The organism is Bradyrhizobium sp. CCBAU 53338 (genome assembly GCF_015291665.1).
In the GTDB taxonomy this organism is placed as follows: domain Bacteria; phylum Pseudomonadota; class Alphaproteobacteria; order Rhizobiales; family Xanthobacteraceae; genus Bradyrhizobium.
Genome location: NZ_CP030048.1, coordinates 4,591,996 through 4,614,283 on the forward strand (window position 1 = coordinate 4,591,996; position 22,288 = coordinate 4,614,283).

The following is a 22,288-nucleotide window of genomic DNA, read 5'->3' on the forward strand; positions in this document are numbered from 1 at the left end:
CGCGGACCGGTTCTCATCCGATCCACGACAATTTCTCATGCCGGGCGCGGTTGCATTTTTTGCGCTGCATCATATGATGGATATAATCTTATCCATCATCGCAGGGAGTTCTGTCATGGCCGAAGCCGCCGATCCCGTCGTCATCGTCTCCGCCGCCCGCACCCCGCTCGGCCGCTTCATGGGCGAGCTGTCACCGCTCGCCGCTCACAAGCTCGGATCGCATGTCATCAATGCGGCGCTGGAACGCGCCAGACTTGCGCCCGAGAAGGTCGACGAGGTCTTCATGGGCTGCGTGCTGCCGGCCGGCCAGGGCCAGGCACCGGCACGCCAGGCGGCGCGTAGCGCCGGCCTGCCCGATGCGACTGGTGCCACCACGATCAACAAGGTCTGCGGTTCCGGCATGAAGGCGACCATGCTGGCGCACGACATCATTCGCGCCGGCTCGGCCGAGATCGTCGTATCCGGCGGCATGGAGAGCATGAGCAACGCACCCTATCTCCTGCAGAAGGCACGTGGCGGCTATCGCGCCGGCCATGACCGCATCATCGACCACATGATGATGGATGGCCTCGAGGACGCCTACGAAACCGGCCGCTCCATGGGCGATTTCGGCGAGGCCACCGCCGAAGCCTATCAGTTCACCCGCAAGGACCAGGACGCCTATGCGATGGAGACGCTGAGCCGCGCACGCAAGGCGGTCGAGGGCGGCGCGTTCAAGGCCGAGATCGCGCCGATCACGCTGGCTGAGAAGGCAGGCCCGCGCATCATCGCCAATGACGAGCATCCGCTGAAGGTCGATCCCGCAAAGATCCCCGGCCTGAAGCCGGCGTTCCGCGCCAACGGCACCATCACGCCGGCGGCTTCCTCCGCCAATGCCGACGGTGCCGCGGCGCTCGTGCTGACCAAGCGCTCGCTCGCCGATCACAACGGCCTTCCCGCCATCGCCGAGATCAAGGGCCACACGACCCACAGCCAGGAGCCGCAATGGTTCACCACGGCGCCGATCCCGGCGATCAGAAAACTGCTCGACAAGGTCGGCTGGAGCGCTGATGACGTCGATCTGTTCGAGATCAACGAGGCCTTCGCCGTAGTGGCGATGGCGGCGCAGCGCGATCTCGGCATTCCTCGCGAGAAGCTGAACATCAACGGCGGTGCCTGCGCGCTCGGCCATCCCATCGGTGCCACCGGCGCGCGTCTGATCGTGACGCTGCTGCATGCGCTCGAGGCCAACAATCTCAGGCGTGGTGTTGCGGCACTCTGCATCGGCGGTGGTGAAGCCACTGCGATCGCAGTGGAGCGCCTCGCGCACTGACGTTCAAGTCAGAAAATGAGGGAAGTCTGTCATTTCAGACTTCCCTCATCCATGCCAGACTACAACGATGACGCGGGTCTCCCGGAGCCCGCCAACCTGGATTGAGTCGCGATGATTTCGAACTGGCTTTCGGCTGCGCTCGGCCGCCGCAACATCCATTACGGCTGGGTGATGGTCGGCGTCACCTTTTTTGCAGCGCTGATCAGCGCCGGCACGGTCGGCGCGCCCGGCGTGTTCATCGTTCCGCTACAAAAGGAGTTCGGCTGGAGCACGGCGGAGATCTCGTCTGCGCTGTCGATACGCTTCATCCTGTTCGGGCTGATGGCACCGTTCGCCGCCGCTCTCCTCAACCGCTACGGCTTACGCAACGTCACGCTGACCGCGCAGCTCATCGTCGTCTCCGCGCTCGTCCTCTCACTCGGCATGACGCAGGTCTGGCAGCTCGTGGCGCTGTGGGGCGTGGTGATCGGCATCGGCACCGGCATGACCGCGCTGGTGCTCGGCGCCACCATCGCGACGCGCTGGTTCGCCGCAAGACGCGGCCTCGTCATCGGCATCATGACCGCGAGCGTGGCAACCGGTCAACTCGTGTTCCTGCCGCTGCTGGCAAGCCTGACCGAACGCTTCGGCTGGCGCCCCGCGCTCGGCTTCGTCTGCATCATGCTCGGCGTCTCCGCCGCGGCGGTCCTGCTCGTCATGCGCGACCGCCCCAGCGATCTGGGTCTGCGTCCCTTCGGCGACGAAGGTACCGAGCCCCTGCCCGCGCCGCCCCTGAGCCACGGCTCGATCACGGCCGTCGCGCTCGGCACGCTGCGCGACGCCTCGAAGTCGAGCGCGTTCTGGATCCTGTTTGCGACCTTCTTCGTCTGCGGCGCCTCGACCAACGGCCTCGTGCAAGTACATCTGATTCCGATGTGCCTCGATTTCGGCATTCCGCAGGTGCAGGCCGCGAGCCTGTTGGCGGCGATGGGCATCTTCGACTTCTTCGGCACCATCATGTCAGGCTGGCTGTCGGACCGTTACGATAACCGCTTCCTGCTGTTCTGGTACTACGGTCTGCGCGGGCTCTCGCTGATCTTCCTGCCCTTCAGCGACTTCTCGTTCTACGGCTTGTCGATCTTCGCAATGTTCTATGGTCTGGACTGGATCGCGACCGTGCCGCCGACGGTGCGCCTCACCGCGCAAAAGTTCGGACCGGAACGTGCGAACCTGGTGTTCGGCTGGATCTTCGCCGGCCATCAGCTCGGCGCCGGCACCGCCGCGTTCGGCGCGGGCCTGTCGCGGACGCTGCTGCAGAGCTACCTGCCCGCCTTCTTCGTCGCCGGCGCGCTCTGCGTGTTCGCCTCGCTGATCGTGCTGGCACTGTCGCGGCAGCCGAAGCCGCAACCAAAGCCCGCGATGGCCTAGTACCGGATCGCGCGGCGGTTCTAGCGAGAAGCCGTTCGCGACGCATCCTCGCCGAGTTGCAGGCCCTGTGCGAGCCTCTGCTTGATCATACCCATGACGGCGCTCAGTCGAAGGCTCCGGAGTGGGACTCGTCGAGATGTTGCGGAACATGGTCCGGGTGTTGCCGATAGACTTCACGGGCCAAACGTGGACAATGGGTCCCAAGCGCTTCGCGCGCGCAGTGCACACCAAGATGCGCCAGAGGGAAACAACATGCCGACTGCCTTCCCGTCGCCCGTCCCCACCATTCCAACTGCTCCCTTGACTGCCGAGCTACGCGATGCGTTGCGCGCGATCGTGGGCGAGAAGGGTCTCATCGAGGACGCGCACGGCATGCAGCCGTTCGTGACGGACTGGCGCGGACTGCTGCTTGGCGGCGCCGGCGCCGTCGTTCGCCCTGGAAGCACCGGGGAAGTCTCTGATGTGGTCCGGCTTTGCCATCAGCACGGCGTCGCGATCGTGCCGCAGGGCGGCAACACCGGATTGATGGGCGGCGCAACTCCCTGGCCGGCACACACCGGCATCGTGCTGTCGCTCGGCCGGATGAACCGCGTGCTCGACGTCGATCCCGTCGGTTATGCGATGACGGTCGAGGCCGGCTGCGTGCTGCAAACGCTTCAGGAGACCGCGGCCGCGAACGACAGGTTCCTGCCGCTCAGCCTCGGCGCCCAGGGCTCCTGCATGATCGGCGGCAACCTCTCGACCAACGCCGGCGGCGTGCAGGTGCTGCGCTATGGCAATGCCCGCAATCTCGTGCTCGGGCTCGAGGTCGTGCTGCCCAATGGCGACGTCTGGGACGGATTGCGTGCGCTGAAGAAGGACAACACCGGCTACGACCTCAAGCATCTCTTCATGGGCGCCGAGGGAACGCTCGGGATCATCACCAAGGCCGTGCTCAAGCTGTGGCCCGCGCCGAAGGACGTCAGCACGGCGTGGCTCGCGGTTCGCGATCCACGCGCGGCGCTGGAAATCCTGTCGGAAGCGCATGCGGCCTCCGAGGACAATGTCGGGTCCTGCGAGCTGCTGAGCCGCGCGGCTGTCGACCTCGTGATGCGTCACATTCCCGGCGTCCAGGATCCGCTCAGGGCGGATACGCCGTGGTACCTGCTGCTTGAATGGTCGTCCTCGCGCCCACGGCAGGACGGGGCCGACGGCATGTCGGAGAAGCTGGAGGCGTTTCTCGCCGACCAGCTCGAAGCCGGTCGCGTGCTCGACGCGGTTATCGCGCAGACCGTCGGTCAATCGCGCAACATGTGGCGCATCCGGGAAGCGATGGCCGAGGCTTCTCGCGCCGAGGGCCCGGGGATCAGCTACGACATCTCGGTGGCGATCTCCAAGATCCCCGAGTTCATCGACAAGGGGCTCAAGGCCGCGCTCGACATTCTCCCGGGCATTCGCCCCTATCCACTCGGGCATATCGGCGACGGCAATCTGCATTTCTCGTTCATGGGGCCCCTCGGCATGGATCAGCAGACGCTGAACCAATACACCGCCGCGATCACGCGCGCCGTGAACGATCTCGTCACCTCCATGGGCGGATCGATCTCGGCCGAGCACGGCATCGGCATCGAAAAGCTCGACGAGCTCAGCCACTACCGCTCCAAGACCGAGCTCGACATCATGCGCACCATCAAGCGCGCGCTCGACCCGCAGAACATCATGAATCCAGGTAAAGTGCTGAGGGTATGACGGGGCGCGAGCCTGTCCCTGATCGAGCTTCTCAGGCGAGATCGTTGAACTTCCGGATTCGTTTCCCACGTTCTCAATGCGCTCGCGACAGTCTGCTTTTCATGTCATGCGAGCACATTCGCCATTGCAGCCGAAAGGTATTCGGCGAATGAACGCGAACAATTCACCCTTGGTCGGATGGCTCGCCAGCAAATGTTAAGGCGTGGCCCGTAAGCACCGCACACTCCGCAACACGTGCGTTGCGGAGTGTCGCACTGGCGCTTGTCGTTCAACCCATCGCGCCGCGCGGGTTGACGATCGTGTAACCCCGCAGCGAACGCGCGTGCATGCGCGTGGCGTGACCGCCCGAATTGGCGTCATAGGCCATCCACATGTCGCCACCGAGCGGCTGCTCCAGAACGAAGACATGTCCGCGCCGCGCGGCGACCATTCCCGGCGCCGGCGCCGCGCGCGGAAAGCGCAGCCAGTTTGAAGCGAGATTCAACTCCGGCACGACATGACCGAACACGCGCAGTGCCGCGCCGCAGCCGCAGAACGACGACGGGCATCCGGCCGGACGGCCGCCGATGACGCGATCGCCGGAGACGCTGACCGTCGTGGCGGCGTAACCCGCGTTGCTCACGGTCATCTGTGTCGTGCGGTAGGCCCGCAACGACGCCCTGGGATCACGCTCGCGGCGCGTCGGCGCATACGAGAAGTCGCAGGGCATGGTGACATTGCATTCGGGCGCTTGAAAAGTGCGAAAAGGCCGCGCGTCGGCGACGGCCGAACTGGCGACAATAGCGAGACACGCAGAAACAACTTGCTTGATCATTTGCAGGACTCCGAGTTGGAGGGTCCTGCCCCGGCCGCGAGAGACCAATATTGGTTTGGCTGAAATGAGCCTGAAGCGCGGCGGAAAATGGTTGCCTATTCACCGTATTGACGTGGGCAAATGTCGCGCGAGCGGAACTGGTCGCGAGGACTCGAGCCAGGTCCGCCATTGCGGCGAGCCCGCGATGAAATTGCGAAGCATTCTTGCGCTGAAGAGCGAAGCAATCCAGGCTGTCTCCGCGGTGGGTTTCTGGATTGCTTCGCTACGCTTGAAATGACGGCGATGGTCGCCGCGACGGCTCGGCCTACGGACGGATCGTCATGTTCTCTGGCGGTCCCGCTTTGCGCAGCGGTTCGGCGAGGCGCGCGAACTCGCACAAGAGCGAGCGGGTCTTGCGGGGATCGATGATCTCCTCGACCCAGAACTTTTCGGCCGAGCGGAACGGCGAACGGAGCTTGTTCAGGCGTTCCTCGATCTCCTTCAGCTTCGCCGCCTTGTCCTCGGCCGCGTCGATGTCGGCGCGGTAGGCGGCTTCGATGCCGCCTTCGAGCGGCAGCGAGCCCCAATAGGCCGACGGCCAGGCGTAGCGCATCGAGAACCGATCGGCCGGCTGGTGCACGACGCCGGCCACGCCGAAGGCGTTGCGCAGGATCACGGTGCACCAGGGCACCGTGGTCTGGTTGACCGCGGCCATGGCGCGGACGCCGTGACGGATGGTCGCCGCCTTCTCGGCATCGAGGCCGATCATGAAGCCCGGACAGTCCATGAGATAGACGATCGGCAGATGGAAGGTTTCCGCGAAGTCGACCCAGCGCACCACCTTCTGGCAGGCATCCGCCGTCCACGAGCCGCCATAGTGAAAACTGTCGCTGGCAAGCAGCATCACCGCCCGGCCCTCGAGCCGCGCGAGGCCGACGATGATGGGCTTGCCGAAATTGGATGCGACCTCGAAGAACGAACCCTTGTCGACGACGGACTCGATGATGGGCCTGACCTTGTAGACCTGCTTGCGGTTGCGCGGCACCGCTTTCATCAGCGCTTCTTCCGTGCGCTCGGGATTGTCTATGCAAGGCAGCGTCGGCGGCAGCTCGTAGACCGATGACGGCAAATACGAGAGGAAGCGACGAGCGCAGGCAAAGGCTTCCTCCTCGGTGTCGACGGCATGATCGACCGCGCCGGCACGGGTCTGGATATCGGCGCCGCCGAGCTCTTCCTTCGAGAGGTTCTGGCCCAGCGCCTTCACGACAGGCGGGCCCGCAACGAACATCGCGGATTTGCGCGTCATGATGGAATAGTGGCTGGCGGCAAGGCGCGCGGCGCCGAGGCCCGCGACCGAGCCGAGGCCGAGCGCGACGACAGGCACGCGCGACAGATTCTCCGTCGTGAAGCGGTACCAGCGCGTGCCGCCGATGCCGCCCGGCAGGTTGGCCGCGCCCTTGGTTTCGATGGTCTTGACCGAACCGCCGCCGCCGGAGCCTTCGATGATGCGAACGATGGGCAGACGGAAGTCGTGCGCCATCTCCTCCGCCATCAAGGGCTTCGCCGAGATCGACGCATCCGCCGAGCCGCCGCGCACGGTGAAGTCGTCGCCGACGACGACCACCGTACGGCCATCGACGCGCGCGCGGCCGAATACGCAGTTCGCCGGCGTCACGGCCTTCAGCTCGCCCGTTCGATCGTACTCGCCGATGCCGGAGACGGCACCGATCTCGTGAAAGCTATTCTTGTCGATCAGCCTGTCGATGCGCTCCCGAACAGTCAGCCGGCCCTGGTCATGCTGTCGCTTGACCTTGTCAACGCCGCCCATCTCCCGCGCGAAGGCTTCGCGCCGGGCGAGCTCGTCGAGTTCCGGCTTCCAGTTCATTCACTCCCTCCGAACTCATCGGCTTGTTATTGTTGTGCACGGCCATTGCGACCGGTTTGCGCGAGATGCGGTTGTTGAAGGCGTCGCCTTCGGCGCCCTCCATCAAGCTGCCGAGCGAACGGCCGAGCGCCAACATCAGCGGCGCGGCTTCCGCCTGCAGACGCTCCTCGTCATACATCGCCGAGAGCAGACCGATCGTGACCACGACGAAGGTCTGGTACTGCGGCGACCAGATCGGCACCGCGAGGCCATTGATGTGCGGGCTCCACAGGCCGCAAGCCGTGACATAGCCGCGCTCGCGCAGCGACTGCCTGTTGGCCTCGATGCGCGGCCGCAGAATCTTTACAGCCTCGGGCGCTTCGCGCTCCATGTCGTTGATGAAGGCATCACCGACCTCCGGCGCCAGCGCCGCGGTGTAGGCCGCGCCTGCGGCAGTCGAGGCCATCGAGATGCGGCTGCCGGTGCCCTCGTGCAAACCGAGCGCAGAGGGCGAGCGCGCGAACTGGAGATAGACCAGATGGAAGCGATCGGGCACGACGAAGCCGACGGTGCCCGGAAGCTGCTCGGCGACTTCTTGAAGCCGCTGCCGGATCATGCTGCGCAGCTGCGCGCCCTTCATCATCGAGGCGCTCATCGCCACCGCGCTCGGACCGATGCGATACTTCTGGTCACGCGGCAGATAGACCAACTGTCCCATGCGGGTCAGGGTGTGCGTGAGACGCGACACCGTCGAGCGCGGCAGGCCGCAGCGATTTGAAATCTCGAGATTGCCGAGCCGCGCCTCGTGGCCCTCGAAGCATCGCAACACGTCGAACGCGCGCGACACCACCTGGATGACATCACCCTCACCGGCATCGCCAGCGAGCGCACCTTGCCTGCTTAACCGCTCCGAACGTCGTCCCATGATCCCTACCGGTTTGTTCCGCTGTGCGGAATTAAATTCCACTTGCAGACGACGCTACCTCAGGCGTTTTGCGACGACAACAAAAAGGCGATGGCATGCCAGAAATTAAGATTGTCACCGAGGTCGCCGGTCGCATCTGCGCAACTCCCGTGCAAGTTGGAGGAACCGTCGCCGATGGCGGCGACGTGTGGTCGTCGAAGCCATGAAGATGAAGATACCGGTGTCCTCGCCTGCGTCGGGCACGCTCACATCGCTGCTCGTGAAGATCGATCATCTCGCTGCCGAAGGCCAGGCGATCGCGATCGTCGCGAGGTAGTCGCATAATCAATCGATTCCGCGACAATCTGCCTTCTTGCTGCATGCACGGACCGACGTTGTCATTGCCCGACCACGGTGACGTGATCTGTTTTAAACAAAGAAAGAAACTCTTCGCGGCCGAAGCGAGGACATCGGGAGGAAAATATGCGTCGTGGGCTGATCATGCTCGCGCCTGCCATGGTTGCGGGCTCATTTGCGTCTACTAGCTATGCATTCGCCGACGAGGCCAAGTTGCCGGCGACATTGACGTTCACCGCCTATGACACCGGCACCGCGGGCTTCAACATCGCAGTCGGCGTCGGCAAGATGATGAAGGACAAGTTCGGCACCGACGTGCGCGTGCTTCCCGCCGGCAACGACGTCGCCCGGCTTGCGCCGCTCCGCGCCAAGCGTGCGGCGTCGTCTGCGATGGGATCTGGCACCTATTTCGCGCAGGAAGGCGTGTTCGAGTTCGGCGCGAGGGAATGGGGCCCGCAAGCGCTTCAGATCATGCTCTCCAGCGTCGATTGCAATTGCGGTTCGCTTGGCGTCGCAGCCGACACAGGCGTGAAAGATCTGAAAGACCTGAAAGGCAAGCGCGTCGGCTTCGTCGTCGGCTCGCCCGCGCTGAACCAGAACTCGCTCGCGGTGCTCGCTTTCGCGGGGCTGACGCAGAAGGACGTCAAGGTCGTCGAGTTCGCCAGCTACGGCGCGATGTGGAAGGGCCTCGTCAACAACGACACCGATGCCGCGTTCGGCACCACCATCACCGGCCCCGCCAAGGAAGCCGAGACCTCGCCGCGCGGCCTGATCTGGCCGCCGCTGCCGGCCGGCGACAAGGACGGCTGGGCACGGATGCACAAGGTCGGCTCGTTCTTCTTCCCGCAGCTTGCGACCTGCGGCGCCGGCATCTCGCCCGAGAAACCAATCGAGCTCGGCAACTACCCCTACCCGATCTTCGTCGCCTATGCTTCGCAACCGGCCGACCAGGTCTATGCGATGACCAAGGCGATGATCGTGAACTACGACGCCTACAAGGATTCCGCACCCGGCGCCGGTGGCCTTGCCGCCGATCGCCAGACCAAGAACTGGGTGGTGCCGGTGCATTCCGGCGCCGTGAAGGCCTTGAAAGAAGCCGGGCAATGGTCCGATGCGCAGGAGGCGTACAACAACAAGCTGTTCAAGCGCCAGGAGGTGCTCGGTGCGGCATGGGCGGAGTACGGCAAATCAAACCCGCCTGCGGATGACAAGGCGTTCCTCGAAGGCTGGATGAAAGCCCGCGCGGTCGCGCTCGCGAAAGCCGGCATGCCGAACGGATTCGAGGACTAGGGCGCGATGGGCTTCGTTGCCACGCACGAGGTGCGCCTCCTCTCCTGCTTGCGGGAGAGGTTGAAGAGCCCGCGGCTCGACCGCTTCAACCGACAACCATTCGCCTAGTCAGTCGTTTGCCAGCCCACGCGCGCGGGGTCGATCATGTCTGCTTCAACCTCCACCGGCCCCGACAGCGAGGCCAAGCGAATTGTGTTCGACGATCCGCACGGCGCCGCCGGCAACATGCAGGAGGCGGAGGTGACGCGTGTCCGCTCGCTTCGCGGCGCCTGGCGCTGGACGTTGGTGACGGCGACTGCCGCCACGATCCTTCTCTGCATCAACCAGCAATTCTCGCTGCGTTTCTTCATCGGCTACACCCAGCTGAACACGGAATATTTCTATCTTCTGATCGCCTTGATGCTGCCGTTCACCTTCCTGATCTTCCCTGGGAGCGAGCGCGCCCCGCTCAACCGCATTCCCTGGTACGACCTCGTCTTCTTCGTTGCGACCATCGCTGCCGCGCTGCTCTTGATGTCGAACGTGCGCAAGGCGGCCGAGGCCGGCTGGGAATTCGGCGGCGCGCCGACCGGCGTGATCGCCGCGGGCCTCGTGATGTGGGTGATGCTGATGGAGGCGCTGCGCCGCACCGGCGGCTGGAGCCTGCTGCTCAGCGTGCTTCCCTTCACTGTCTATCCGCTGTTCGCGGAATCCGCCTGGCTCGGCCCGTTCCGCGGCACGCAGTCGACCCTGGAACAGGCGACCGCCTATCACGTGCTGTCAGGCGAAAGCCTGCTCGGCATTCCCATCCAGGCCTTCGCCGACACCGTGATCGGCTTCCTCGTATTCGGCACCGCGCTGATGATGACCGGCGCCGGAAAATTCTTCATCAACCTCGCCTTCGCGCTGTGCGGCACGTTCCGCGGCGGCGCCGCGAAGGTTTGCATCTTCGCCAGCGGCCTGCTCGGCATGATGTCCGGCTCGATCATCTCCAACGTGCTGACCGCGGGCACCATGACCATTCCCGTGATGAAGAAGAGCGGCTTCCGCGCCTCCTATGCCGGCGCGATCGAGGCCTGCGCTTCGACCGGCGCGGTTCTGGCGCCGCCGGTGATGGGCGCAACCGCCTTCGTGATCGCCCAATTCCTCAATGTCAGCTACGCCGAGGTCGCGGTCGCCGCGATCATACCGGCCGCGCTCTACTACGTCGGTCTGTTCATGCAGGTCGACGCCTATGCTGCGCGTCACGGCCTGAAGGGGATTCCGCGCGCCGAGCTGCCGCGGGTCATGGATACGATCAAGGACGGCTGGTACTACGTCTTCGTGATCGCGCTGTTGATCGTGATGCTGCTCTACTTCAAGCGCGAGAGCCACGCACCTTTCTATGCGACCGCGCTGCTGCTGGTGCTCAACCAGTTCTTCTCCAGGGACACGCGCTGGACGCTGGCGACGATCGGCAAATTCCTGGAGGTCAACGGACGCACCTTCGTCGAGCTGGTCGGGATTCTTGCCGGCTGCGGCCTGCTGATCGGGGCGTTCTCGATGACCGGCGTGGTCTCCAGCCTCGCCAACGATCTGCTGCATATTGCAGGCGACAATGCGTTCCTTCTGCTGGCGATGTGCGCCCTCACCAGCCTGATCCTCGGCCTCGGGCTGACGACGACGGCCTGCTACATCTTCCTCGCCATCCTGGTCGCACCAGCACTTGAAAAGCTCGGGCTCAACAAGATGGCCGTGCATATGTTCATCTTCTACTGGGGCATGCTGTCGTCGATCACGCCGCCGGTCGCGATCGCCTCTTTCGCGGCCGCCGGCATCGCGGGCTCGCCGGCGATGAAGACCGGCTGGGAATCGATGTGGGTCGGCAGCATCATCTATTTCATCCCGTTCTTCTTCGTGCTCAACCCGGCGCTGGTGCTGCAGGGACCGAGCCCCTATCTCGCCGGTCTCGGCCTGATGGGCATGGCCGCCTTCGGCACGCTCTTCATCTGCGGCGGCATCCAGGGCTACCAGCCGTTCGTCGGCGATCTCCGCCGCGCAGGCGTATTGGAATGGCCGATCCGCGTTCTGCTGGTGACCGGCGGCTTCGTCGTGGCCACCCCCGGCGGCGGGATCATGCCGCTGTCGCAGATGCAGGTGACGCTGCTCGGGCTTGCCGTGCTGGTGCCCACTTTCCTCGTTGCCCTGCTGCTGGTTCGCAGACAGACCGTGGTGCCGGACGGGTTGCGCATGCCTTGATTGCGTTGCACAAGGGAGGCGATGACAGCGCAACCGCCCGCCTCGGCCTGGACCCGCTCGAAGCCGCCCTTGCTGCGGTTTCTCGACACATGCCTCAATGAATTCTCCGCGGAGACCTCCGGCCATGTCGCGGATTACATTCCCGAACTGAGCAAGGCCGACCCTGCCTATTTTGGCATCAGCCTCGCAACGCTCGACGGCCATGTCTACGAAGTCGGCGACTCCAGGGTGCCCTTCACCATCCAGTCGATGTCGAAGCCTTTCGTGTTCGCGCTGGCGCTCGACCTGCTCGGCGCAGGCCATGTCGAGAGCGCGATCGGCGTCGAGCCCTCGGGCGATCCCTTCAACTCGATCCGGCTAAACTCGGAAAACCATCCGTTCAATCCGATGGTCAATGCCGGCGCGATCGCCTGCACCGGGCTGATCCATGCGAGCAGGGGTGCCGAGGCATTCGAGCAGATCCGGCTCGCGCTGAGCCGTTTTGCCGGGCGCGACCTCGCCGTCGACGAGGCCGTCTACACCTCGGAGAGCCAGACCGGCGATCGCAACCGCGCCATCGCCTATCTGCTCAAGACCAATGCCGTGATCTCGGACAATGTTGCCGGCGTGCTCGACGTCTATTTCCGGCAATGCGCGGTGTTGGTGACCGCGCGCGACATCGCGATCATGGCGGCGACGCTCGCCAATCGCGGCGTCAATCCCGTGACGGGCGAGCAGGTGCTGAGCGCATACGCGATCTCGCGCACGCTGTCGGTGATGACGTCGTCGGGCATGTACGACTATGCCGGCGAGTGGATCTATCGCATCGGCATCCCAGCCAAGAGCGGCGTCGGCGGCGGCATTCTGGCGGCGCTCCCTGCCCGCCTCGGGCTCGGCAGCTATTCGCCGAAGCTCGACAAGCACGGCAACAGCGTGCGCGGCATCAAGGTCTGCGAGGCGCTGTCCTCGCACTACGACCTGCACATGCTCAACCGCAGCGACGACGCCCGCAACGCGGTCATCGCCGACTACGACATCGGCAAGAGCCCGTCACGTCGCGTCCGCCGCCAGCAGGAACGCGACATCCTCGCCGCCCACGAGCAGGCAGTGCGCGTGATCGAGCTGGTCGGCGTGCTGTCGCTGTCGGCGGTCGACTATGTGACGCGCCGGCTCGCGGGACAGGCCCGACCGCAAATCGTCGTGTTCGACCTGCACCGCGTCACCTCCACCACGCGCGCCGGCGCGCGGCTGATCGCGGAGGCTTTTGAGGAGCTCGCAGCGCTGAACGTCACCGTGGTCCTGTCGGGCGTCAGGCGCGCCTCCAGGGAATGGGACAGCTTGAGAGAGTGGACCGCGGAGCTGAAGAACGTCCGCGACTTCTATCTGCTCGATACCGCGATCGAATGGGCCGAAGACCAGATCGTCTACCGTTACGGCGGCTCGATCGACTTTCACGAGACCACGGATCTATCCGAACAACCGCTGCTCGACGGCCTCGGCGCCGAAGAGCTGACCGATCTCGCCTCGATCTGCACCGTCAGAACCTATCAGTCCGGCGCCAAGATCCTCACCACGGGCGATCCTGCCGATGCGCTGTTCTTCCTGCGCAGCGGCGCGGTGCATGTCACCCTGCCCGACGGCATCCGCCTGGCGACGCTGACCGCCGGCATGGCCTTCGGCGAGATGGCGCTGATCGAGACCACCCGCTCCGCCGACGTGTTCGCGGACATGGCGGCGACGGCGTTCGAGGTTCCGCTGAAGGATTTCGAGCGCTTTCGCAAACAGCACCCGCGCGCGAGCGAACGCATCATGCGCAACCTGGCGCAGCTGCTGGCCGACCGGCTGATCGTCGCCAACACCAAGGTGGATATCCTGACATCGACGTGAGCGAATGAGGTTCTTCATCTCACCCCGACGGGAGAGATGATCCCGTTCCCAACGCGTACCTTGCTTTACCGACTTGCCGCCTCGCTGATCCGACGCTTGATCTTGGCGGCGCTGGCCTTCAGCAATTCGGATGGCTGCTGTCCGGTTGCGGCGCACAGGCAGGCCCAGTAGTAGATGACGTCGCCGAGCTCTTCGACGAGACCGGCCTTGTCGAGCCAGTCGTCACGCAAGAGCTTCTTGATGTGTTCGGCGACCTCGCCCGCTTCACCGGCAAGGCCAAGCCCGAGATAGGACAGTCGCTCGTTCGAGGGATGCTCATCGACTTTCGCAATAGTCGCGGCCCAGGCCGCATATTCATCGATCGTCATGACCCTCCCTCATAGCTCGCGCGTGATCAGCCCACCACGTCGGTGACGGGCTGGAGATCGATCTCAAACGTCTCCAGGAACTTCGACGTCATGATGTAGAAGCCCACCGACAACTGGAGCTCGACGAGCGCGGCCGGCGTCAGCTTCGACGCGATCGCCTTGAAGGTCGCGTCCGTCGGCTTCTTCAGCTTGACGGTCTCGTCGGTGAAGGCGAGCGCCGCGCGCTGGGTCTCGTCGAAGCAGTCAGCTGCCTGCCAGTTTTCCAGCGCCTCGTTCTGCGCCTCGGTGACGCCGACATTCCTGCCGATGCGCTTGTGCGCGACGATCTCGTATGGCGCTTCGCACAAAATGCCGGTGCGCGTGATCGCGAGCTCGCGCACGACGGGATCCAGTTCGCCCTTGTGCCTGATGGCGCCGCCGAGCCGGCAGTACTGTTCAAAATAGCTCGGCGAATGCGCCATCATCCGGAAGATGTTGGCGTTGCGATTTTTGTCGAGGATTTCGCGGGTGCGGTCGGACGCCCTGGAGGGATCGCTGTAGTCGATGCGGGCCATGATTTACCTTGAGTTTTTCCTGAGATTTTTCTTGCGATTTTGATGCTTGTTGTCGTTACCGGAATAAGTTCCCAAAAACTGTATTCTTGCGGAGACGCAGGAGCAACATCATCGAGTCAAATTGCCGCCGCATTGCTGATCGACCTTGGTACAGTCGATATTCGCCGCGTGGGGACACATGGTGGCGAATGCTCGATGTGGGGTGTTCCGAGTAGAAACAATTGGCCGTCGGGTGCGCAGAGCGCGCAACGATGAGTCACGCCCAAGTCTAGGGAGAAAACGGCATGAAGGAAGCCTCCAAGGGGGCGGCCTCGGAAGCGCTCGCGCACATGCTGGCGGTGATGGCAATGCTCGTCATCGCCAGCATCCTGTTCTACGCGCGTTAGTTGAGTTCTTGAGTTTTCGTCATTCCGGGGTGGCCCTCGCACAGGCCAGGCCCAGAATACCCGTTCCAGGCTCGGTCCCTCCGGACCGCCCCCGAATGGCGAAATCCCCTCAGGCTTCCTTCGTGAAGAACGGCACGAGCTTACCGGCAAAGGGTTTGAAGCTCACCTTGACCGCATCGCCAATGGCAAGATCATGGTCGCCATGGGCCATCATGCGAAAACCCTCGGCGCAATCGACCAGCAGGATGTTGTAGGGCACGTGGGCGCGCGTCTCAGGCGTGGCGGCTCGGCAGACCAGCGAGGTCGCATAGACCTTGCCCTTGCCACTGGCGCGTGCCTCGCGCGGAGCTGCGGCCCCGCACGCGGCGCAGAAGGCGCGATGGAAATACTGCACGTGGCCGCATGCGGCGCAGGTCTGGTAGGTGATGGCCTGTTCGCCCTTGGTCCAGTCCGCGATTCGTTCGCTCATCGCACCTGCTCCAGAAACATGCTGACATGGGACGACAGCACGCCGCCGTCGCCATGCAACAGCGCAATCGAGGCGTCCCGCACCTGACGATTCGCCGCCCGCCCCGTCATCTGCAAATGCGCCTCGACCAGATGCGCCATGGCGCCACCGACGCCACAATGGCCGTAGCTGAGCAGGCCACCATGGGTGTTGAGCGGCATCGCGCCGTCGCGGCTGAAATGGCCTGCACGCACACGAGCGGCCGCCTCGCCGCGGCCGGCCAGGCCGAGGTCTTCCAGCAGCATGGCAAGCGTGATGGTAAAGCTGTCGTAGATCGCGGCATAACGCACGTCGGAGATCGCAAGGCCGGTGGCTTCCTTCGCGCGGGCGATCGAGATTTCCGCGCCGAGCTCGCTCAGTGCCGGCGCGGCCGTGACGTGCTGATGGGTGTGGGCCTGGGCGCAGCCGCGAATGCGAACACCGGCCTCGCCGGTCAGCTCGCGGCTGATGACGAAGGCCGCGCCGCCATCGGACACCGGGCAGCAGTCGAGCAGTTTCAACGGCATCGCCACCGGCTTCGAGGCCATGACGTCGGCAACCGTGATGGGATCGCGGAATTGCGCACCGGGATGGGTGCAGGCGTGCGCGCGCATCAGCACCGCGAATTCGGCAAGGTCCTCTTCGGTCACGCCGTATTGGTGCATGTAGCGCGTGGCGACCAGGCCGTAATAGGCGGGAATGGTCGGCCCGAGCGGCACCTCGTAGTCGGGATGGCCGACCTGTGCCAGCGCCTGGATCGAGGCGTCGCGGCTCTGCCCGGTGAGACGGTTCTCACCGGCGACGACGAGCACGTTGCGGCAGACACCCGATGCGACGAGGTGATGCGCCAGCATGGTCATTGCAAGGCCGGTGGCACCACCGACCTGTACGGCATGGGCGTAGGACGGGCGGATACCAAAATGCTCGGCGAACACCGTCGCCAGCATGATGTGCGGCGAGACGGTGGAATAGCCGCAAAGGATCCCGTCGATTTCCGCCCGCTTCAGCCCGGCATCGTCGAGCGCTTCTTGCGCGGCCTCGCTCATCAGGTCGAGCGAGGATGAGCCTTCGTGCTTGCCATAAGATGTGAGGCCGACGCCGGTGATGAAGCTCATCTCGCTACCTCTCCGCTGTCATGAGACATTCGTTCTCATTACTGCTTGCCCTACTCCTGCGCCGAGCGCGTGACGCCGTCGCGCACCATGGCGGCAATCTCGTCGGAAGAATATCCGATCTCACGCAGGATCTCCGCGCCGTGCTCGTTGAGCCGTGGCGCCAGGCGCACCGGTTCGGCCCCGGTTTCCGACCAGGTCGCCGTCACTTTCATGCTGCGGATCGGGCCTTCGGTCGGATGGTTGACGACCGGGAAGAAGCCGGTCGCCTCGAGGTGCTCGTCGTGCAGGATCGAGGCAAGATCGTGCATCGGCATCACGGGCACGTCGGCCTTGGTCAGCAGCGTGATCCACTCCGTCGTGGTGCGCGTCTCGAAGATGCGCGCGAGCTCGGCATAGACGACGTCGATATTGGCCGCGCGGCCGGCAAAGGTCGCGAATTTGGGATCGGCGCGCAGGTCGTCGCGCCCTGTGGCCTTGAAGAAGTTCTCCCACTGCTTGTCGTTGTAGACGATCACGCTGAGATAGCCGTCCGAGGTCTTGTAGGGTCGACGGTCGCGCGAGAGGTGGCGGGCATAGCCGCCCTTGTCGAGCGGCGGCTCATAGGTGAGCCCGCCCATGTGGTCGCCCATGACGAAGCCGGCCATGGTCTCGAACATCGGGATGTCGACGCGCTGGCCGCGGCCGGTGCGGTCACGATGCACGAGGCTGGCGCAGATCGCACCGACGGCGGTGAGGCCGACGATGCGATCGACCAGCGCGTTCGGCACGTAGCGCGGCACGCCGTCGCCGGTCTGCGCCATCAGCGCGGGCAGCGCGGTGGCGCCCTGGATCAGATCGTCGTAAGCGGGCTTTGCGGCATAGGGCCCGTCCTGGCCGAAGCCGAACACCCCGGCATAGACGAGGCGCGGGTTGATTGCGGAGACGACGTCGTAACCGAGCTGAAGCCGCGCCATCGCCTGCGGACGGACGTTGTAGACGAGCACGTCGGCGTCCTGCAGCAGCCGCAACACGGCGTCGCGGCCGGCGGGCTTCTTCAGATCGAGGCAGATCGAGCGCTTGCTGCGGTTGGTGTTGAGGAACACCGGGCCCATGCCGGTGTGCCGCATCGGGCCGATCAGGCGGGTGACGTCTCCGTCGAGCGATTCCACCTTGATCACGTCGGCACCGTAGTCGCCGAGCATCTGGGTCGCGTAAGGCCCCATCAGCACGGTGGTCATGTCGACGACCTTGATGCCCTTCAGCGGCCCCATCCGTTCGCTCCCGATTGCGCGGGCTCAACTCGGCACCGCGATTTCGGTCCAGCTAAGGGTAGTCACGCCGGGCGCGCAAGGGCGGCCGGGGTATGGCCGCATGCGCAGGCCGACGCGACCGCTATTTCTTCTGGCGGGATTCGCGGATCTTCATGAGACGGTCGAGCTCGTCGTTCTGCTGGTTGATGCGATCGGCGATACGCGACTCGTTCTGCTCGCCGGAGGCGGCGGCGGCCTGCTCGATCAGCTGGCGGATGTTGTCCTCGAGGATCGCGATGCGATCGTTGAGGGCGTCCAGCGACAGTGAGTCTTCGTAGTCAGTGCTCATGATGCATTCCCTGCAAATCAATCAGGAGCATTAAGGCGAACCGGAACCGGCCCACCATGATCTAGCGCAAGAAAAAGGTGGGCACGGCGCATGGCGCCCCTGCCCACCCGACGCAAGCTTACTTCAGCGGCTCCAGCACGGAGACGTAGTTGGCAACGGCAGCGCCGCCCATGTTGAAGATGCCGCCGAGCTTGGCGTTCTTGAGCTGCATGCCTTCGGGCGCCTGGCCGGCGAGTTGCATCGCGGTCATCACATGCATGGAGACGCCGGTGGCGCCGATCGGGTGGCCCTTGGCCTTCAGCCCGCCGGACGGATTGACCGGCAGCTTGCCGTCCTTGAGGGTCCAGCCTTCCTTGATGGCGCGAGCGCCCTGCCCCTTCGGCGTCAGGCCCATCGCTTCGTACTCGATCAACTCGGCGACGGTGAAGCAGTCATGGGTCTCGACGAAGGAGAGATCGCTCAGCGTCACGCCCGCCTTCTCCAGCGCGCGCTGCCAGGCGACCGTGCAGCCTTCGAACTGGAGGATGTCGCGCTTGGACATCGGCAGGAAATCCTGGGCATGCGCGGTGGCGCGGAAGCCGATCGACTTGCTCATGCCCTTGGCGGTCTCGGCATCGGCCAGCACCAACGCAGCCGCGCCGTCGGAGACCAGCGAGCAATCGGTGCGCTTCAGGGGACCTGCCACATAAGGGTTCTTCTCGCTCTCGGCGCGGCAGAAGTCGAAGCCGAAATCCTTGCGCATCTGGGCGAAAGGATTGGCGACGCCGTTCTTGTGGTTCTTGGCCGCGATCAGCGCCAGCGCATCGGACTGGTCGCCGTATTTCTGGAAATAGGAGCTGGCGATCTTGCCGAACACGCCGGCGAAGCCGCCGACCGTGTCGCCGTCCTCGGGCAGATAGGACGCCTTGAGCAGGTTCTTGCCGATCTCGGGGCCCGGCGTGCGGGTCATCTGCTCGACGCCGACGACCAGCACGATCTTGGCCGCGCCTGCGGCGATCGCGCGCAGGCCCTGGTGCACCGCGGCCGAGCCGGTGGCGCAGGCGTTCTCGACGCGGGTCGCCGGCTTGAAGCGCAGCTTCGGGTCGGCCTGGAGCACCAGCGAGGCGGTAAAATCCTGCGCCGAGAAGCCGGCGTTGAAATGGCCGAGCACGATCTCGTCGACGTCGGAGGCCGAAATGCCGGCATCGGCCATCGCCTCGTTGGCGACGCGGGTGACGAGGCTTTCGACGGTTTCGGTGTCGAACTTGCCGAACGGCGTATGCGCCCATCCGACGATGCTGGCAGTCATGGTCTTGTCTCCCTGGCGGTCTCTTGCTGACCTAAGTCTTAGCTCAGGGATGGCAAGACTTCACGCGGCTTTCAACGCCTGGAGGGTGCGCTGGCAGATGGCAGTTATGCCGGCCCAGTTCCCGGCCCTGATCTCCGCCGTCGGGCACAACCAGGAACCGCCCACCGCAACGACGTTGGGCTCGGCGAGCCAGGTCGCCGCATTGGCCTCGCCCACCCCGCCGGTCGGGCAGAACCGCACGTTCGGGAACGGGCCGCCCAGCGCGCGCAGGCCCTTGATGCCGCCGGCCTGCTCGGCCGGGAAGAACTTTGCGACGTCGAAGCCGTAGGACAGCGCCATCATCAGTTCGGACGCCGTGGCGATACCCGGGGCGAACGGCAAGGAGCTGTGCGTGGCGGCCTTGAGCAAATCCGGGGTCAGGCCCGGGCTGATGCCGAATGCGACACCGAGCTTCTCGACGCGGGTGAAGTCGGCCGGATTGAGAATGGTACCGATGCCGACCACGGCGTCGGGGACCTCGGACATGATCGCCCTCGCCGCCTCGATCGCGACAGGGGTGCGCAGGGTAACCTCAAGCGTGCGGACCCCGCCGGCCACCAGGGCTTGCGCCAGCGGTACGGCATCCTGGATCCTCTCGATGGTGAGCACGGGAATGACAGTCGCGGCCTTGAACAGGGCGACGAGGTGGTTCTGTTGGGCAGCAGTGGGCATCTTGGGATCTTTTCGTTCATTTGGTCGCTTGACGCGTGGGCGCCAGCCGGTGCCGCTTCTTCGGCGGCATGGCATAGCCCGGAATGATGGCGCCGGAATAGCAGATCACGAGGCTGGCGAGGCGATGCCCTGACTGGGCCGCCTCGACCGGATCGGCTCCCCCGAGCCGCGCCGCGATATAGGCCGCCGCAAAGCTGTCGCCGGCCGCAGTGGTGTCGACCACGGGCCTTGTCATGGGTTCGGCGCGGACCTCACTGGTGCCGGCCGGGAAGCGTAAGAGGCTGACGGGCTCGGCAAGACGGAACACCAGCTCGGGCGTCGGGATGCGCACCATCAATTGATCGGGGCTCTCGCCGGGATAGAGCGCGAGGAGGTCCTCGGCCGAGGTCAGCACAATGTCGGCAGCCGCAAAGGCCGCCGCGAACACGTCGCGCGCGACATCGCGATCGGGCCAGCCGCGTGCGCGGAAATTGGTGTCGAACACGAAGCGCGTGCCGAGCAGGCGCGCGCGCTTGATTGCCGCAAACAAACGCTCCCGTCCGGCCGCGTCGTAGATCGAGAGCGTGATCGCGGAGAGATAGACGATGTCGTAGCTCGTCAGCGAGTTGAGCAGTTCGTCGGTCTCCGGCAGGCTCATCAGCTGCCGCGCCGCTGCGCTGTCGCGCCAGTGGAAGAACTGGCGCTCGCCATTGGCATCGAGCTGGATCATGTAGAGACCGGGCAGCTTGCCCGGCAGCCGCACGACGCGTCGCGTGCCGACGCCCTCGGCATTCCAGGCCGCGATCATCTCCTCGCTCATGCCGTCGTCGCCGAGCGCGGTGAGATAGTCGACCTTGACCTCGAGCCGCGCCAGATACACCGCCGTGTTGAGGGTGTCGCCGCCGAAGCCGCGCGAGAACAGGCCGTGCCCGGCGGAATGGCTACTCTGAGCCTGCCGGAGCTCGACCATGCATTCACCGATGCAAGCGACGCTCGCCATCGTCATATCCACGCTGTTCATCTCACACGATCAGGCGACGAAATTGCCGCCGAGCTCGTCCTCGATGTGAATGCGGATGATATCGTCGAAGGTCTTTTCAGCCGTCGTGAAACCGAGCTCGAGCGACCGCTTGGCGTTGAAGTTGCGCGGCCAGCCGCCGACGATGCCGACGATGAAGGGATCGGGCTCGTGCTTGATGCGGGCAGCAACCTTTTCGCCCGCAACGCGCCTCAAGGCTGCGATTTGCTCGCCGACAGTTGCCGACAGGCCCGGCATCGTGAGATTGCGGCGCGGACCGACCGCGGCAAGGTCCATGGTGCCGGCATGCAGCAGGAAGCCGACAGCCGAGCGCGGCGTGGCGTGCCAGTGGCGGACATCCTCGGAGACCGGGAGCACCGCTTCCTTGCCGGCCAGCGGCTCGCGCAGGATGTTTGAGAAGAACCCCGACGCCGCCTTGTTGGGCAGGCCCGGCCGGATGCAGATGGTCGGCAGACGGATGCCGATGCCGTCGAGGAAGCCGCGGCGCGAATAGTCGGCCAGCAGGAGTTCTCCGATCGCCTTCTGGGTGCCGTAGCTGAGCAGCGGGGTATGGAAGAACTCGTCGCCGATGGCGTCGGGGAACGGCGCGCCGAACACCGCGATCGAGGAGGTGAACACCACACGCGGCTTGTAGCCGCCGCCGACGAGCCTGATCGCATCGAGCAGCATCCGCGTGCCGTCGAGATTGATGCGGTACCCCTTGTCGAAATCGAGCTCGGCCTCGCCCGAGACGATGGCGGCGAGATGAAAGATCACGTCGGGACGGCCGGCGATCAGCTTTTCGGCCGCGCCGGGCACGGCGAAATCGCCCGAGACCGTTTCGACGGGGAAACCGGCCTTCTCCGGCTTCTTGGGCTCGACCACGTCGTGCATGGTCAATTTGGTGATGTCGTTCTTGCCGAGCCGGCCGTCGCGCAACAGACGTTCGCACAATTTGCGGCCGACCATGCCTGCGGCACCCAGAACCAGAATGTGCAAGAGCCTACTCCTTCTTACGTATTGGCCGGAACGCGCCGCTCTTGAAATGTTGGCGCGTTCTCAGGCA

At 64.8% G+C, this 22,288-nt stretch carries 20 protein-coding genes and 1 pseudogene; 8 read left to right on the top strand and 13 right to left on the bottom strand.

The window, feature by feature from the left end:
• Nucleotides 1–115 precede the first annotated feature (115 nt).
• The 3 genes from XH90_RS21740 (at nt 116) to XH90_RS21750 (ending at nt 4,447) form a co-directional block, all read left to right on the top strand.
• Nucleotides 116–1,312, top strand: a complete 1,197-nt coding sequence (locus XH90_RS21740; RefSeq protein WP_194476384.1) for an acetyl-CoA C-acyltransferase — start codon at nt 116–118, stop codon at nt 1,310–1,312.
• 111 nt (nt 1,313–1,423) lie between these two features.
• Complete coding sequence (locus tag XH90_RS21745; protein ID WP_194476385.1) at nt 1,424–2,719, top strand: MFS transporter; 1,296 nt, start codon at nt 1,424–1,426, stop codon at nt 2,717–2,719.
• 252 nt (nt 2,720–2,971) lie between these two features.
• A complete protein-coding gene (locus XH90_RS21750) occupies nt 2,972–4,447 on the top strand; it encodes an FAD-binding oxidoreductase (protein ID WP_194476386.1) in 1,476 nt (491 codons plus the stop codon).
• A gap of 268 nt (nt 4,448–4,715) precedes the next feature.
• On the opposite strand, the gene XH90_RS21755 is transcribed toward XH90_RS21750, so the two are convergent.
• Nucleotides 4,716–5,261 carry a hypothetical protein gene (locus XH90_RS21755; protein ID WP_194476387.1) on the bottom strand — a complete coding sequence of 182 codons (546 nt, stop codon included), beginning with the start codon at nt 5,259–5,261 and terminating at the stop codon, nt 4,716–4,718.
• Between the two features lie 64 nt (nt 5,262–5,325).
• Here XH90_RS21755 and XH90_RS21760 point away from each other — a divergent pair, with 64 nt between their 5' ends.
• A complete protein-coding gene (locus tag XH90_RS21760; RefSeq protein WP_194476388.1) occupies nt 5,326–5,538 on the top strand; it encodes a hypothetical protein in 213 nt (70 codons plus the stop codon).
• 27 nt (nt 5,539–5,565) lie between these two features.
• Here XH90_RS21760 and XH90_RS21765 read toward each other — a convergent pair whose 3' ends face one another.
• Together XH90_RS21765 and XH90_RS21770 are read right to left on the bottom strand one after the other, a co-directional pair.
• Nucleotides 5,566–7,125, bottom strand: a complete 1,560-nt coding sequence (locus XH90_RS21765; RefSeq protein WP_194476389.1) for an acyl-CoA carboxylase subunit beta — start codon at nt 7,123–7,125, stop codon at nt 5,566–5,568.
• Nucleotides 7,055–8,029: an IclR family transcriptional regulator gene (locus XH90_RS21770; RefSeq protein WP_194476390.1), complete on the bottom strand. Its 975-nt coding sequence runs from the start codon at nt 8,027–8,029 to the stop codon at nt 7,055–7,057. The genes XH90_RS21765 and XH90_RS21770 overlap by 71 nt, the downstream gene beginning before the upstream one ends.
• Before the next feature lie 95 nt (nt 8,030–8,124).
• Between XH90_RS21770 and XH90_RS21775 the strand changes: the two are divergent.
• The 4 genes and pseudogenes from XH90_RS21775 to glsA all read left to right on the top strand — a co-directional run bounded on the left by XH90_RS21775 (nt 8,125) and on the right by glsA (nt 13,738).
• A pseudogene (locus tag XH90_RS21775) lies at nt 8,125–8,345 on the top strand (acetyl-CoA carboxylase biotin carboxyl carrier protein subunit).
• Between the two features lie 146 nt (nt 8,346–8,491).
• On the top strand, nt 8,492–9,655 hold the full coding sequence (locus tag XH90_RS21780; RefSeq protein ID WP_194476391.1) for a TAXI family TRAP transporter solute-binding subunit: 1,164 nt from the start codon (nt 8,492–8,494) through the stop codon (nt 9,653–9,655).
• Nucleotides 9,656–9,799: 144 nt separating this feature from the next.
• Complete coding sequence (locus tag XH90_RS21785; RefSeq protein ID WP_194476392.1) at nt 9,800–11,872, top strand: TRAP transporter permease; 2,073 nt, start codon at nt 9,800–9,802, stop codon at nt 11,870–11,872.
• 21 nt (nt 11,873–11,893) lie between these two features.
• Nucleotides 11,894–13,738 carry a glutaminase A gene (gene glsA, locus XH90_RS21790; protein WP_194476393.1) on the top strand — a complete coding sequence of 615 codons (1,845 nt, stop codon included), beginning with the start codon at nt 11,894–11,896 and terminating at the stop codon, nt 13,736–13,738.
• A 65-nt stretch (nt 13,739–13,803) separates the two neighbouring features.
• Here the strand turns inward: glsA and XH90_RS21795 are convergent, their stop codons facing one another.
• The 10 genes from XH90_RS21795 to denD form a co-directional block, all read right to left on the bottom strand.
• On the bottom strand, nt 13,804–14,106 hold the full coding sequence (locus tag XH90_RS21795; RefSeq protein ID WP_057759035.1) for a nucleoside triphosphate pyrophosphohydrolase family protein: 303 nt from the start codon (nt 14,104–14,106) through the stop codon (nt 13,804–13,806).
• A 26-nt stretch (nt 14,107–14,132) separates the two neighbouring features.
• Nucleotides 14,133–14,660, bottom strand: coding sequence for a carboxymuconolactone decarboxylase family protein (locus XH90_RS21800; RefSeq protein WP_194476394.1), 528 nt, complete (start codon nt 14,658–14,660; stop codon nt 14,133–14,135).
• Nucleotides 14,661–15,155: 495 nt separating this feature from the next.
• Nucleotides 15,156–15,515 (bottom strand): Zn-ribbon domain-containing OB-fold protein, encoded by a 360-nt coding sequence (locus tag XH90_RS21805; protein ID WP_194476395.1) that lies wholly within the window; start codon nt 15,513–15,515, stop codon nt 15,156–15,158.
• A complete protein-coding gene (locus tag XH90_RS21810) occupies nt 15,512–16,648 on the bottom strand; it encodes a thiolase family protein (RefSeq protein ID WP_194476396.1) in 1,137 nt (378 codons plus the stop codon). The genes XH90_RS21805 and XH90_RS21810 overlap by 4 nt, the downstream gene beginning before the upstream one ends.
• Before the next feature lie 50 nt (nt 16,649–16,698).
• Nucleotides 16,699–17,898 carry a CaiB/BaiF CoA-transferase family protein gene (locus XH90_RS21815; protein ID WP_194476397.1) on the bottom strand — a complete coding sequence of 400 codons (1,200 nt, stop codon included), beginning with the start codon at nt 17,896–17,898 and terminating at the stop codon, nt 16,699–16,701.
• 121 nt (nt 17,899–18,019) lie between these two features.
• Nucleotides 18,020–18,226 (bottom strand): hypothetical protein, encoded by a 207-nt coding sequence (locus XH90_RS21820; RefSeq protein ID WP_194476398.1) that lies wholly within the window; start codon nt 18,224–18,226, stop codon nt 18,020–18,022.
• Between the two features lie 118 nt (nt 18,227–18,344).
• A complete protein-coding gene (locus XH90_RS21825) occupies nt 18,345–19,514 on the bottom strand; it encodes an acetyl-CoA acetyltransferase (RefSeq protein WP_194476399.1) in 1,170 nt (389 codons plus the stop codon).
• A 60-nt stretch (nt 19,515–19,574) separates the two neighbouring features.
• The gene (eda, locus tag XH90_RS21830; RefSeq protein WP_194476400.1) at nt 19,575–20,225 is read right to left on the bottom strand and encodes a bifunctional 4-hydroxy-2-oxoglutarate aldolase/2-dehydro-3-deoxy-phosphogluconate aldolase; all 651 of its coding nucleotides are present in this window, start codon (nt 20,223–20,225) and stop codon (nt 19,575–19,577) included.
• Between the two features lie 16 nt (nt 20,226–20,241).
• Nucleotides 20,242–21,204, bottom strand: coding sequence for a sugar kinase (locus XH90_RS21835; protein ID WP_194476401.1), 963 nt, complete (start codon nt 21,202–21,204; stop codon nt 20,242–20,244).
• A gap of 30 nt (nt 21,205–21,234) precedes the next feature.
• Nucleotides 21,235–22,221, bottom strand: a complete 987-nt coding sequence (denD, locus tag XH90_RS21840) for a D-erythronate dehydrogenase (protein ID WP_194476402.1) — start codon at nt 22,219–22,221, stop codon at nt 21,235–21,237.
• Nucleotides 22,222–22,288 lie beyond the last annotated feature (67 nt).